This is a genomic window from Kaistia sp. MMO-174 (assembly GCF_037147815.1).
Classification (GTDB): Bacteria; Pseudomonadota; Alphaproteobacteria; order Rhizobiales; family Kaistiaceae; genus Kaistia; species Kaistia nematophila.
In genome coordinates, this window is the sequence record NZ_JBBCUO010000001.1 from 1,288,285 (window position 1) to 1,302,124 (window position 13,840).

Annotated in this window: 14 protein-coding genes and 1 pseudogene; all 15 read left to right on the top strand. The window is 66.3% G+C overall.

From position 1 onward, the window contains the following. Positions 1 to 10: 10 nt before the first annotated feature. Positions 11 to 1,291: a phage major capsid protein gene (locus tag WFK98_RS05915; RefSeq protein ID WP_266339571.1), complete on the top strand. Its 1,281-nt coding sequence runs from the start codon at positions 11 to 13 to the stop codon at positions 1,289 to 1,291. Positions 1,292 to 1,351: 60 nt separating this feature from the next. Next, positions 1,352 to 1,813 (top strand): hypothetical protein, encoded by a 462-nt coding sequence (locus WFK98_RS05920; protein WP_266339572.1) that lies wholly within the window; start codon positions 1,352 to 1,354, stop codon positions 1,811 to 1,813. A gap of 1 nt (position 1,814) precedes the next feature. Beyond that, a complete protein-coding gene (locus tag WFK98_RS05925) occupies positions 1,815 to 2,444 on the top strand; it encodes a head-tail connector protein (RefSeq protein WP_266339573.1) in 630 nt (209 codons plus the stop codon). Continuing rightward, complete coding sequence (locus WFK98_RS05930) at positions 2,445 to 2,771, top strand: hypothetical protein (protein ID WP_336799572.1); 327 nt, start codon at positions 2,445 to 2,447, stop codon at positions 2,769 to 2,771. Then, positions 2,771 to 3,439 (top strand): hypothetical protein, encoded by a 669-nt coding sequence (locus tag WFK98_RS05935; protein ID WP_266339575.1) that lies wholly within the window; start codon positions 2,771 to 2,773, stop codon positions 3,437 to 3,439. Before WFK98_RS05930 ends, WFK98_RS05935 begins: the two co-directional genes overlap by 1 nt. 2 nt (positions 3,440 to 3,441) lie before the next feature. Then, positions 3,442 to 3,876, top strand: a complete 435-nt coding sequence (locus tag WFK98_RS05940) for a phage tail terminator-like protein (protein ID WP_336799573.1) — start codon at positions 3,442 to 3,444, stop codon at positions 3,874 to 3,876. Between the two features lie 24 nt (positions 3,877 to 3,900). Further along, positions 3,901 to 5,376 (top strand): phage tail tube protein, encoded by a 1,476-nt coding sequence (locus tag WFK98_RS05945; protein ID WP_336799574.1) that lies wholly within the window; start codon positions 3,901 to 3,903, stop codon positions 5,374 to 5,376. A 43-nt stretch (positions 5,377 to 5,419) separates the two neighbouring features. Beyond that, complete coding sequence (locus WFK98_RS05950; protein WP_266339578.1) at positions 5,420 to 5,821, top strand: hypothetical protein; 402 nt, start codon at positions 5,420 to 5,422, stop codon at positions 5,819 to 5,821. Between the two features lie 98 nt (positions 5,822 to 5,919). Beyond that, on the top strand, positions 5,920 to 6,189 hold the full coding sequence (locus WFK98_RS27325) for a phage tail assembly chaperone (RefSeq protein ID WP_420909641.1): 270 nt from the start codon (positions 5,920 to 5,922) through the stop codon (positions 6,187 to 6,189). Continuing rightward, positions 6,176 to 8,887 (top strand): phage tail length tape measure family protein, encoded by a 2,712-nt coding sequence (locus WFK98_RS05955; RefSeq protein ID WP_336799575.1) that lies wholly within the window; start codon positions 6,176 to 6,178, stop codon positions 8,885 to 8,887. The genes WFK98_RS27325 and WFK98_RS05955 overlap by 14 nt, the downstream gene beginning before the upstream one ends. Continuing rightward, the gene (locus WFK98_RS05960; RefSeq protein ID WP_336799576.1) at positions 8,887 to 9,510 is read left to right on the top strand and encodes a hypothetical protein; all 624 of its coding nucleotides are present in this window, start codon (positions 8,887 to 8,889) and stop codon (positions 9,508 to 9,510) included. Before WFK98_RS05955 ends, WFK98_RS05960 begins: the two co-directional genes overlap by 1 nt. Beyond that, positions 9,510 to 10,142, top strand: coding sequence for a hypothetical protein (locus tag WFK98_RS05965; protein WP_336799577.1), 633 nt, complete (start codon positions 9,510 to 9,512; stop codon positions 10,140 to 10,142). The genes WFK98_RS05960 and WFK98_RS05965 overlap by 1 nt, the downstream gene beginning before the upstream one ends. Then, the gene (locus WFK98_RS05970; RefSeq protein WP_336799578.1) at positions 10,139 to 10,552 is read left to right on the top strand and encodes a DUF6950 family protein; all 414 of its coding nucleotides are present in this window, start codon (positions 10,139 to 10,141) and stop codon (positions 10,550 to 10,552) included. The genes WFK98_RS05965 and WFK98_RS05970 overlap by 4 nt, the downstream gene beginning before the upstream one ends. 1 nt (position 10,553) lies before the next feature. Continuing rightward, a complete protein-coding gene (locus tag WFK98_RS05975) occupies positions 10,554 to 13,052 on the top strand; it encodes a phage tail protein (protein WP_336799579.1) in 2,499 nt (832 codons plus the stop codon). Next, positions 13,052 to 13,840 (top strand): annotated as a pseudogene (locus tag WFK98_RS05980) (hypothetical protein); the annotation flags it as partial. The gene WFK98_RS05975 and the pseudogene WFK98_RS05980, both read left to right, overlap by 1 nt.

Consider the following 13,840-nt stretch of genomic DNA (forward strand, 5'->3'; position numbering starts at 1 on the left):
GGATTGACCGATGCTTAATCGGATCAAGGAACTGCGCGAGAAGCAGGCAATCATCGTTGCCGAGGCTCGCGAGCGTCTCGACCAGATCGGCGCCGAGACCGACGAGGCCCGCGCCAAGGAGCTGGAAGCCCAGCATGACAAGGCGATGGCTGAGCACGACCGGCTCGAGAAGCAGATCGAGCGCGAGGAGCAGCTCGTGGCCGCGGAGAAGCGGCAAGAGGAACTGCGCGCCCGGCTGCGGCCGATTCCGCCGGAAGGCGAGGCGCGCGGCCAGGACGAGGGCGACCAGCCCGAGTACCGCGAGATCTTTCACAAGTTCCTGGCGCATGGCGGCGACCCCAGCGAGCTCTCCGCCGAAGAGCGGGCGGTGCTGCGTGCCGGCGCGGTCGCCAATGCCGAATTCCGCGCCCAGTCGACTTCGGGCGGCGGCGGCTCGGCCGGCGGCTACACCGTGCCGGTCGAGCTGGCGAACGAGATCGTCAAGTCGATGAAGGCCTGGGGGCCGATGTATGACGAGGACATCTGCACGGTCTTCAGCACGACGAGCGGTGTGCCGATGAAGATCCCGACGGTCGATGATACCGCCGTCACCGCCACCGCGCATACCGAGGGCGCCGCGCTCACCGACACCGGCGACAAGGATGTCACCTTCGGCCAGAAGTCGCTCGACGCCTACGTGTTCGACACGCATTTCGTGCGGTTCTCGTTCGAACTGGCCCAGGACTCGATGTTCAACGTCGAGACGTTGCTCGGCAGCCTGCTCGGCGAGCGGCTCGGGCGGATCGCCAACAGCCAGCTCTCGGTCGGAACCGGCACGAGCTCGCCGAACGGCGTCGTTGCCGCGTCGAGCCTTGGCCGGACGTCGGTCGCCGCCGCGGCGATCACCGGCGACGAGATCATCGATCTCGTGCACTCAGTCGACCCGGCCTATCGCCAGTCGCCCAAGGTGCGCTTCATGTTCAACGACCTGACGCTGGCGGCCATCCGCAAGCTGAAGGACGGCCAGGGCAACTATCTCTGGCAGATGGGGGACGTCTCCAAGAGCCAGCCCGGAACGCTGCTCGGCTACCGCTACAGCATCAACCAGGCGATGGATTCCCTCGCTGCCGCCAAGAAGGTCATGCTGTTCGGCGACTTCGGCAAGTACTACGTCCGCAAGGTCGGCGCGCCGGCGATCGGCGTGCTGCGCGAGCGCTTCTGGCCCGATCTCGGCATCGCCGGCCTGATCCGCTTCGATGGCGAGCTCGGCGACAGCGCCGCCGTCAAGCACCTCATCACCGCCGCATCGTAGGCCGCAGGGCACAGCCAGGCGGGCGGCCTCCGCCGCCCGCGAAACCCGAGGAGAAACATCATGAAAGTGCGGATGCTCGTCAGCCTGGCAGGGTCTCACTTTGCCCTTTCCCGCGGCGACGAAACGGATCGCTTCGACGAGGTCCAGGCTGCCCGGCTGATCGAGGCTGCCTATGCCGTGGCCGTCGAGCCGACGGCTGGCGGTGCCGTGCCTGGGCCCGTATCGGCGGCGGATGTCGAACCGGTACAGATCGAACCGTCGGCGGGTGAGGCGCTGGATGACGAGGGCGCCGCCGCGTCCACGCCTGCGGAGCTGGCCGAGACCGAGGGCCAAGTGGCCACGGCTGCGGTCGAGTCCGGAGTTGCGCCCGTAGCGGATGAGCGTGACGGCTCGGCCGCCGACGCCGATTCCGGGGCTTCTGAGCCGGCGCAGCCCGCGCTCGCGTTGCCGGCAGAGATCGAGCCGCAGGCCGGCGGAGAAGCGAGCGAGAAGGCCGGCTCCCCTCGCAAGCGGCGCGGCTGACGTGTGGCGCGCAACGAAGCTTCTGGAGGGGCCGGCCGAAGAGCCCGCCACGGTCACCGAGGCTGCCGCGCAATGCGGGATTTCGCTTACCGCTTCGAACCGGCAGTCGGAGCTCGAGCGGCATATCTCCACGGCCCGCGAATTCGTCGAGCTCCATTGCAGCGTCCGCCTGGTAACCCAGACAATCGAGATGAGCTGCGACGATTTTTCGGACCTGACGTCGTTGCCTGTGGCTCCCATCCAGGAGCTGCTGGCGATCGCTTACACCGACCTCGACGGTAGTAGCGTGATCGTCCCCGCCGATATCTATCACGTCGATGCCGACGAGCTGTCGCCGATGATTGGTCTGAGCCCGGGCCGACAGTGGCCTGCGAAGAAACCAGGGTCGCGGATTGTGACTACGGCCGTCGCGGGATATGGCTCGCCGGAGCGAGTGCCGGCACAGATCCGGTCCGCCATACTTCTGCTGGTCGGCCTCGCGGCCAGCCTGGCGGGCCGGGATGCGCTCGTTCGCACCGAGACGGTCGAGGGTGTCGGCTCGACCCAATTTGGCGGCGTCGTCGAGGTCTCCGGATCTGTCGAGCGCGCCGTGTCCGCGCTGCTCTCCAACTATCGCCGCTGGCCGCTGTAGATGACACCCGACGCCGCCATTGCGATGCTCGACCGGACGGTCGCGCGTCACGGCCAGACGGTCATTCTGCGACGGGCCACGGACGACCTGACCGCGCGAGGCTTCGTGCGCGACTACAAGCCGGAGGAGATCGTCGGCGGCATCGCCCAAGGCGATACCAACATTGCGCTTTCGCCAACCCAGATTGCCGGTTCGCAATTTGACGCCGCGCCTATCAGGCGCAACGACAAGGTCGTCATCCGGGGTAGGGTCCGCAATGTCGAGGCTGCTGATTTCCTGCTGATCGACGATCGGCTTGTGCGGATCAACCTGCAGGTCCGCGGCTGATGGCCATCGCCTCGCGGATCGACTCGATCGAGCGCGACATCGCCGTCATGCTCGACGAGACGTTGTCACCGGAGGCGCGCAGCCTCGAGCTGGCGTCATTCGCCCGGCGCGAGCTGGCCGAGGCGCAGCGCATCAACCTGCAGGCGCTCGGCCAGGTGCCGCCGCATGACACCTATGTCGACGGCCGCGCCGGCGCTGCGATCGAGACCGTGCGGCCGGATGGCGTCGTCGTCTTCGAGTTCGAGATGTTGCAGGACATCTTCGCCCAGATCGGCGAGATGCTGGTGCAGGCGTCGCCGATCCGCTCTGGGCGCTATGCGCGGTCGTTCCTGTTCCTCGCTGACGGCGTTGTGGTTGATCCGGGCGCAGCCGTGCCGCCGGCATCGGAATATGTCTTCGTCAGCTCGGTCGCCTATGCCCGCAAGATCGAGCGCGGCCTGTCTTCGCAGGCACCGGACGGCGTCTTTCAGGCCGTCGCCGCCATCGCAGCGCGGCGCTTTTCCAATCTTGCCTCGATCTCCTTCACCCATGTCGTGCTGCAGGCCGGCCAGATCGACGAATGGGCCAACACCGCCAGCGCGCTTCGCCATGCCCGTCGGCATGGCCGCCGTAAGGCGCCCGGCGAGTGGCTGCGCCGCCAGCCGGCGATCAAGATCAGGACGCACTGAACATGCCCTTGCAACAGGTGGTGGCCGCGGTCGAGGCGCGGCTCGCGGACGGCTGGACGCATTGTCCGGTTCGCGGCTTTGACGACAACAACGGCGACACGCCGGACGATGGCTCGGCCTTCCTCGTCGTTCAGTACCCGGTTTCGATGTCGGACCAGATCACCATCGGCGCGCCGGGCAGCAACGTCTTCCGGGAGGAGGGCGCTTTCCGCCTGGTGCTGGCGATGCCGCGCACTGTCGATGGGCGACTGCTGGCGCTGATCTGGACGGACGAGCTGGCGCGGCTCTTCCGCGGCAAGCAATTCGGCGCCAGCGACACCTTCATGGGCGTGACGACCTATGCGCCGACGTCGCCCGCGATCGAGGACGACACCGACAACGGCAACTACCTGCTGCTTTCGATCGCCGTTCCCTACCAGGCCGATCTCGTCGGCTGACCTCTCACCCTACGGAGCCGTACCATGGCCGACCTTCAGTCGACGAACCGCGTTGCCCTCGCCAAGGTCCGGGAAGCGACCTTTGGCGTCACGCCGCCGAATCCGGCATTCAAGAGTATCCGCCAGACCTCTTCTGGCCTTTCGGCGAGCCCGCAGACCGAAGTGTCAGCTGAGATCCGGCCCGACCGCCAGGTGACCGACCTGATCCTGGTCGGCATCCAGGCCGGCGGCGACATCGGCGGCGAGCTGTCGTTTCGCTCGGCGGATGACGATTTCGAGGAAGCGCTGCAGGGCACCTGGGCGAGCAAGCCGGCGATCGAGGTCGCAACGACCGACACCGAGATCTCGGACGTCTCCGCGACGACGCTGACGGTCGGCGCCGGGCTCGGCTCGCCTTTCAAGGCGAACCATCTGGTACTGCTTTCCGGACTGCCTACCGCGGGCAACAACAAGGTGGCCAAGGTCACCTCGTCGACCGGCACGACTATCGTCTTCCCGGCCGCGACCTTCGCCGCCGAGACGGATCCGATCCCGGTCGGCGCCGCGGTGCGCGTCGTCGGTTTCGCCGGCGCGGCGGCCGACATCTCCGCGGTCACGGCTGGCGGCAATGCGCTGGCGTCGACGGCGCTCGACTTCACGACGCTCGGCTTGCATGTCGGCGAGTGGATCCTGATCGGCGGCAAGGCGGCGAACAGCTTCTTCGCGACGGCCGGCGCGAATGGCTGGGCTCGGATCGCGGCGATCGGAGCGAACCGGCTGTCGCTGGAGAATGTGCCGGCAGGCTTTGCGGCCGACGCCGGTACCGGCAAGTCGATCGAGATCTATGCCGGCGACTTCCTGGTGAACGGCTCGACGAAGCGCTCGAACACGATCGAGCGGCAGTATCTCGACCATTCGCCGGTGACCTACGAGTATCTGCGTGGTCAGACGCTCGACCGGCTGTCGGTCAACGCGCCGGCCAAGAAGCCTGCCGCCTATACTAAGTCCTACATCGGCGCCGACGCCGAGGTCGCATCGGTGCGGTTCGCTGGCGTCACAGACGTTCCGGCGCCGACCTATCCGGTGCTCAACACATCGTCGAATGTCGGTCGCCTCGGCTTCGACGGCGCGGCTCTCTCCGGCCCGAACTTCGTCATGTCGGCGCAGTTCGAGGTGAACAACAATCTTCGCCGCCAGGACGCCGTCGCCCATCTCGGCGCGGTCGGCATCGGCAATGGCGAATTCTCGGTGACCGGTACGCTCGAGACCTATTTCGGCGACGCCACGGTCTACCAGAAGGTCATCAACAACACGCTGACCTCCTTCGACCTGCGTCTCGGCCGCCAGGACGGCAACAAGGAAGCGCTGCTGTTCGATTTCCCGTCGATCAAGCTCTCGAGCGGCTCGCCGGGCGTCTCCGGCAAGAATGCCGACGTGATGCTGTCGGCCGGCTTCAACGCGATCATGGACGCCGTGAAGGGCTTCACCATGAGCATCGGCCGCTTCTGGTTCCTGCCGTAGGACGGCGCCGCTTCCCTCCCTCTGTTCAACCCGGACCCTCACGATGAAACTCGCAAATCTCAAGATCGATTCCGCCAGGCTCGAGCATGGCGATTGGGTCGGCGACATCCCCGGCCTAGGCGACATCCGCCTGCGTGTGCGTGGTCTCGGCAACGACGACTATCGCCGGCGCCAGTCGGAGCTTTCCGCCGCGCTGCCGCGCCACCTTCGCAAGGAGCCGGCGGAGCAGGATAAGATCCTGAACACCCTGATCGTCGAGACCCTGCTCGAGGGCTGGGAGAAGGTCGAGGCCGATGACGGCAAGCCTCTGGCCTTCACTCGCGAGAATGTGCTGGCGATCCTCTCCGATCCCGACATGCGAGCGTTCAGCGACGGCGTGATCTGGGCGGCCGGCGCCGTCTCCGAGCGGCGCAAGTCCGATCTCGACGACGACGCGGGAAACTGACGGGCGCCCTCAACTGGCATCTCCAGTGGGGGGCGCATGCCGAACGGATCGCGGCTGCGGCAGATGAGAGTGGACTGCCGCTCGGCGACCTGCCGTTCCTGGCGACACGCGAGGATCCCGACGAGGCGACACGCTTCGTCTGGGATGCCTTCTGGTGCCTGACTACGGATCGCCCGGTCGGCTTTGCGACCGGACCCATCCCTTGGACGGCGATAGACCGTTTCGCCATCCGCCATCGGCTCGATGATGCCGACAGCTTCGAGCGCTTCCATGCCCTGATCCGGGCGATGGACAGCACCTATCTCGACCACCTCGAGCGCGAGCGCGAGAAAGCCCGGAAAGACCAGCCTCACAATGGCAACGCTTGAAACCATCCGGCGACTGTCGGTCCGTGGCAACTCGGAGGGCCTCGACAAGGTCGCGGCGGATCTGCGCCTGGTCGACACGGCGCAGAAGCAGGTGGCGGCCTCGGCCGGTCCGCTTGGTGTCGCCACCGATACCGTCGCCAAGAAGGTGACGTCTTCGGCCGGCGCCTATGACCGGCTGCGCCAGTCGATTGATTTGGACTATCGTGCCCAAGTGCAGATGGAAAAGGGCCAGCGGATAATCAATGCTGCGCTCGAGCAGGGCGTCATCGATACTCAGGCGGCAGCCGAGGCGGTCGAGAGGCTGACGGCGAAGTATGCCCGAATGGATGCGACGCTAGCCGCGACGAACGCCAGAAGGGCTGAGATTGCCGCGCTGATGGCGCAGCAGACCGGCCAGAACTTCAATCAGGATCTCTCGGCGAGTTTTGCGCCCGGTGGCAAGTCTGCCCGCGACAGCGCCGCTGTGTTCGAGGATGCCGCGCGCGCCGAGCAGCAGATGGCGCGCGAGGCCGCGCAGCTACGCGCCCAGATCAATCCGCTCGGTGCGGCGCTCGACCAGCTCAACAGCGAACTGACGCAGTATTCCCGGCTCGCCGACGCTGGTGCGATCTCCGCCGGCGAGCTGGCGCAGGCGCAGGCGATGGCGCGCGGCCGCTATGATGACGCGGTCGGCTCGCTGACCAGGATGAGCGGCAGCAGCAAGCTGGCCGCACACGAGGTGACAAACCTCACCTACCAGCTGAACGATATCGCCACCGGCCTCGCGACCGGGCAGTCGCCCTTCATGATCCTGGCGCAGCAGAGCGGCCAGGTCTCGCAGATCTTCGGCAGCCGTGGCATCCGCACTGCGCTCGTCGGCACCTTCCAGGGCCTGGCGTCGATGATCACGCCGGTGACGCTCGGCATGGCGGCGCTGGCTGCGGGCGGCTACGCGGCCAGCCTGATCTTCAGGAAGATGCGCGGCGATTCCGAAAGCCTCGAGTCCGTGCTGAAGCGCCACCAGTCCGTGATCCAGACGCTGAAGGCGAGCTATGGCGATGCCGCTCCCAAGCTGGAGGCGTTCGCGGCGGAGGGGCGCAACGTCGCCGAGGTGCTTGCGCGCATCCAGCAGAACGATCTTCAGGATCAGATGAAAAAGGCTTCTGAGGCCCTGCGATATGGCTTTGGTGACCTCGCCCGCGGTGCGAGCGGCGGCGGCTTCGCGCTCGCCGAGCAGTTCAAGGCGCTCGAGGCGCCGCTAAACCGGTTCTTCGAAAGCGTGCGCTCCGGCCAGCCGGACGTTCGCAGGCTGCGCTCCGAGGTGGCCAACCTCGCCAATCTGGACCCGACCAACGAGGCGCTCGGCAAATCCGTCAAGAAGCTGATGGAAATCACCGACACGGCCAATCAGGCGCAGGGCTCGCTCCTTGGGCTGACTGGCGGCTTCGACTCTGCCGGTTCGGCGGCCCGGCGCAACCAGGTCAGCCTCGACAACTACGCCAATGCCCTCAAGACGATCTCGCAGATCGCCCTGCCGCAGCTCTCAGACCTTGAGCAGGTGGACCGGGCGCTCGATACAGCGCTGGGCAGCACAGCTAGCGCTGCCGATCGAGCCGCCGCGATCAGTGCGGCCGAATCTGCCCGCCAGCGTATCGCCGACAGCAAGGTGCCGCTGCCGCGTTCGAAGCCGAACTATCTCGCCGCCAACCCGGACGGCAGCTACGGCGCCGCCGCCGGCAAGGCGGCCGAGCGCGAGGCGAACGCCTATCGCGATCTGGTCAAGAACGCGCAGGACCGCATCGACCAGCTGCATGTCGAGATCGAGACGGTCGGCATGGCCGATGCCGCGGCGGAGAAGTACCGCATGCGGCAGGAACTGCTGGCCAGCGCCACCGACAAGGGGCGCAAGGTCTCCGAGCCGATGCGCAAGGAGATCGAGAAGCTGGCCGACGAATATGCGGCCTTGGCGGAGCAGGTGGCGAAGGCTCGCCTGCAGCAGGATCTGCTCTTCGATCGGCGCCAGCTTGGCCGCTCGGCGATCGATCAGACGGTGGCGGCAACGCTGCGCGGCGCTGGCCTGCCGGAGGACATGAACTCGACCGAGGCGCAGATGATCCGCCTCAACGAACAGCTGGCTATCGGCAAGGATATGGCGATGGATTTCGCGTCCAGCTTCATCTCGGGTCTGCGCGACGGTCAGTCGATCCTCGAGGCGCTCGGCAACTCGCTGAACCGCCTCGCGGATAAGCTGATCGAGATGGCGACCGACCAGCTGATCAGCGGCCTGTTCGGACAGCTCTCCGGCGTGCTCGGCGGCGGTGGCGCCATCACGGGAGGCCTGTTCGCCAACGGCGCGGCGTTCTCTGGCGGCAACGTGATCCCGTTCGCAAACGGCGGCATCGTCACCCGGCCGACACCCTTCCCGATGTCCGGTGGTCGAACTGGCGTCATGGGAGAGAAGGATTTCGAGGCGGTCATGCCGTTGCGCCGCCTGGCTGGGGGGAGGCTCGGCGTCGAGGCCGTTGGCAATGGCGGGGGCGGCGGCAACGTCATCACCTTCGCCCCGTCGACGACAATCACCGTGCAGGGCGGGGCCGATAAGGACACGCTCGCCCGGCTCCAGTCGGAACTCGATCGGCGAGATCGAAAGCTCCGCGCGGATCTGCCGGGCCTCGTTACCAAGGCGCAGGTCCGCGGCCAGTTTCAGGGGCGCGGTTGATGGCGAACACCGACCTTATGGCGGCGCTCGTCGTCGCAAGCGTCAAATTCGGCCTGAGCTACGGGCAGGAAACGTCGGGCCAGGCCGGCGGCACTATTCGTGTCGCCGACCTGCGTTCGCCGCTCTGGACCATGGAGGCCGAGTGCTCGACGCTGACCCTCGACCAGTTGCTCAATGTCGAGACGCTGATCGACCAGATCGGGGGCTCGAAGGGCAGCTTCTACGCCTGGGATCCGCGCCGGCCTTTTCCGGAGCTCGACCCGGACGGTTCCGGTCTTGGCGCCAGCGCCGTCAAGATCAACAGCCTCGGTGCCGACAATCGGAGCTTGTCGCTGAAGGGGCTCCCGCCCGGCTATGTGGTGTCGCGCGGTGATCCCCTTTGCTTCGACTTCGGCGGACGTCGCGCCTTTCACCGGATCTCCTCCGTATCGGCGGCTGCGAACGGTGGCGGCGTCACGCCGGAATTCGAGGTGGTGCCCAACCTGCGGACCGGGGCCGCGACAAACGCCGACGTGACGCTGAAGCGTCCGACCGCCGAAATGCGGCTGGTGCCGGGATCGTTCAATGGCAATGCGCAGGGCATGCTCGGTTCGATCAACCTGCAAGCGGTGCAGGTGGTCTGATGCGTGACGTTGATCCTGCCGAACTCGCCGCGATCCAGGCCGGCACCGTCGTCGCGCGCACGCTGATTTCTCTCACCGTGAAGGATCGGCTCACCGGCAACCCCGTGCCGCTCGGCTTCTGGATGGATGCCGGGCCGGGCGCCTTCAATGTCATCAACCCGCGCACCGGGGCAACCGAGGCGCGGAGCTTCATCGGCGACGCCCTGATCAGCGTTGGCGAGATCCCGCTGATCTCCGACATCTCGGTGCGTGAGGTTGAGGTCGTGCTGGCGGCGATCGATGACGACGTCCAGGAGGCGGTGCGGACCTATGACGTGCGCAATGCGCCGATCGAGATCCACCGCGTCTACCTCGATCCCGTCACCATGCTGCAGGTGGCGCCGGCACGTTGTCGCTTCCTCGGCCAGGTCGATACCGCGCCGATCGAGACGGCGGCCGAGGGCGGTGCTTCGACCGTCACGCTCTCCTGCACGTCCACGACGCAGGAACTGCGCCGCAAGAACCCCGACGTCGCTTCGCATGAGAGCCAGATCCTGCGCAGTTCGACGGATGACTTCTATCGCGATACCGGCGTCGCCGGTGACTGGACGCTGTTCTGGGGCAAGAAGCAGGCAAAGGTGAAGCAGACATGACCATCCAGCGCCGCGACGACTGGCGGCCGGCCCTGCATGAGGTGATCGAGACGACCCGCCGCGCCCCCTTCCGCTGGGGCGAGCGCGACTGCGCGCTGTTCGCGGCCGACTGCGTCAAGGCGATGACCGGGCATGATCTCGGCCTCGGCTTCCGCGGTGGGTATGACGATGCGGCCGGCGCCATGAAGGCGATCCGTCGTGCCGGCTTCCAGGATCTTCCGGATGTCGTCGCGGGCTTCTTCGAAGAAATCCACCCGGTTCGTGCCGGCGTCGGCGACATCGCCGCGATCGAGACGGCCGAAGGCTGGTCGCTCGGCGTCTATGGCGGACCGCGTGTGACCGTGCTGCGGCCGGACGGGCTCGGCAGCGTCGACCGCTCCATGGTGACCAAGGCGTTCCGGGTTCCCTGACATGCGTTTCATCATGCTGATCTTCACCGCGCTGGTGTTCTTCGCCGGCGCGATCGAGCCTGCCCAGGCCCTGCCGATCGGTGCTGCGATTGCCGGCTTCATCGGCCTGACCGGAACGCTCGCATCCGTCGTCGCCGCCGGCATCAACCTCGCCGTCGGCCTGGGGCTCTCCTACCTGTCGCAGACGCTGTTCGGCAAGAAGCCGCAGCAGGGCGTCGGCGGCATGTCGGGCAAGCTGCAGAGCGGCGGCGCCGTGCCGCGCAGCTTCATCCTTGGCCGCGCCATGACGGCGGGCAAACTGGTCTATGCCGGCACCTGGGGCGAAGTCGACAACACCCCGAACGCCTATCTCTCGATGGTGATTGCGCTTTCTGACCTGCCGGTTCAGGGGCTGGCGGAAATCTGGGTCGGCGGCGAGAAGGTCACATGGGATCCGAACGCCACGCCGGGCGGAATCGGCATCGCGATTCCGGAATATCGCAACGACGACAAGAACCACCTGATGGTGCGGTTCTATGACGGCCGGCAGACGGCGGCCGACACGCTGATGGTCGAGAAATTCGCCGGCTCTGCGCACCCCTACCTCAACACGCGCATCGGCACGGGTGTGGCCTATGTCGTGATGACGGCCCGCCTCAATGACAAGCTCTGGTCGGGCCTGCCGCAGTACAAGTTCGTCGTCGATGGCATCCCGCTCTATGACTGGCGCGCGGACAGTTCGGCCGGTGGCGACGGCGCGCAGCGTTGGACCGACCCGTCGACCTGGACCGGCTCGCCCGATAACCCGGTCGTGATCGCCTACAACATCATCCGCGGCATCCGCTTCGCCGGCAAATGGCTCTTCGGCGGCCAGACAGTCGCGTCGCCGCAACTGCCGCTGTCGACCTGGACGGCCGCCGCGAATGAGTGCGACCGTCTGGTGGCGGCGATCGGTTCGGGTACGGAGAGGCAGTTCCGCGCAGCCGGCGAGATCTCGCTCGAGGCGCTTCCGGCCGACGTGCTCGCCGAGTTGATGAAGGCCTGCAACGGTCGTCTGGCAGAGGTCGGCGGCATCTATAAGCCGCATGTTGGCGCAGCCGGCTCCGCCATCTTCGCCTTCACCGATGGGGACATCCTCTCGACCGACAAGCAGACGCTGGAGCCGTTCCCGTCGCTCGACCAGGCGGTGAATGCGGTCACGGCCAAGTATGTCGAGCCCGGCGAAGGCTGGGTGCAGAAGGATGCGCCGCCGCTCTATTCGCTCACGCTCGAGGCGGATGATGGTGGCCGGCGCCAGGCGGTCGATGTCGACTATGCGCTCGTCTTCTCCGGCACGCAGGTGCAACGGCTCATGAAGGCGGCCCGCGATGAATCGCGCCGATTCCGTCGCCACAACCTCCCGATGCCGTCCTATTGCTCGATCTTCGAGCCGAACGACTTCGTCGCCTGGTCGAGCGACCGCAATCGTTATTCCGGCAAGCTCTGGCGCATCGACGCCGTGCAGGATCTGCCGAACCTGAACAGCGGCTGGACGCTGACCGAGGTGGATCCGAGCGACTACAACCCCGGCGCCCTCACGCCGATCGTCATCGCGCCGACGCTCAACCTGCCGCCAGCGGCGCAGATCATCATCGACTGGTCGGCGACGCCGGTGACGATCAATGGTGATGAGGGTAGCCAGCGTGCCGGCATCCGCCTCGCCTGGGACCCGAACGTCGATGACGTCGATGGCGTGCAGTTCGAGATCCGCCTTGCCGTCGACGGCACCGTCATCTTGCAGAGCGAGACGGACCGCTATGACGCCGGCGCAATCCTGATCTCGCAGAACATTCTGGGCCGGACGCAGTATCAGGCGCGTGGCCGCTATCGTCCCGCATCGCCTCGCGACACCGCCTGGTCGGGATGGCTGAACGTCCTGACGCCGGATGTGGCCGAAGGCATGACGCAGCAGCAGGCCTACGAGCTTTCGCTGATGACGGGTGACGCTCGCGGTTCGATGCAGGAACTGCAGCGGCAACTGGACGAGGTGATAGACCGGATCGCGCTCGACGGGGCAGAAAATGTCGGCGCCGACTACATCCAGCGCGCGGCGATCCGCGGCGACCTGGTCGCTGCCATCCAGCAGGTGACGCAGGCCTACATCGCTGGCGACACGGCGATCGCCGACCAGACCACCGCGGTCAACGTCAAGGCCGACCAGATGTCGGCCGGCGGCTTCGTGAAGTTCGCGGCGACGGCGGCGCCGACAGGCGTCGACGTGCGGTTCCAGATCTTCCTGAATGCCGGCTCGGTCGGGACGCCGAACTGGAAAGAGGCCGGCATGGTGCTCGACATCGTCGGTGGCGTGTCGCGCTGCATGTTCCAGGTCGACAAGTTCTCGATCGGTAACGGTGCCACCAATGTCGTTCCGTTCGCGATCGTCGATGGCGTCGTCTACATGAGCGGCGTGGTGATCAAGTCCTCGAACAGCGTCGTCCAGCTCGATCTGCGCAACGACGCCATGATCTTCACGGAGCCCTGATGGTCGCCACTCCTCGCCTGTTTGCGGGCCAGCTGTCGCCGGGCGATTGGCGGGCTCGCGTTTCAAAGCCCGGCTTCGATGCATCCGATCCGAGCCTGACACGCGACAGGCTCGATTTCGACACGGCCTGGCCCTTCGCCGGCAACATTCATGCGGTCGCCAGCCGCAGGATCATTGGCATCAATGCAAGCCAGAGCCCTGGACCGGACAATTCGAGCCCGCTGCAGATCTTCTTCCCGGCGCTTCCCTATGTCCCGTGCGTGAAGGTGTTTCTATCCAGCCCGGACGGCAGCACGATCTGGTGGCGCGAGGATATCGGCCCGCTGGCGCCAGGAGCGGGATCGCTCACCTATGAGGCCTACAACGACCGGGTGGTGATCTATTCTCAGTCGGGGCAGTTTCGCTTCAACCATTACCTCTGCGCCATCGTCTTCAAGATCCCGGCGCGCGATCTGGACATCGTCGGCGACGATCCGCACCCGCTGGCGCGGATGATGATGGGCAAGCGGGGCAGTGAGTACGGTCTCTACGTCTCGCGGCCCGGCTTCAACGTCGAGACCTGTTCGAAGGCGCAGATGGTCTTCAGTTCCGACGACGACTTCTCGGTCATCAACAAGACCTATGCGCCCGCCTCGAGCCGGAAGGGCGCGGCCGACAGCCCCACGGACAACGTCTACACCGACATCGATTTCACCTACGAGTGGAAGGGCTACTACCCGATCATCTTCTTCTTCGGGACGTTCAACGGTGCCCAGAATGACCAGATCTACACCCTGCCATCCGACAAA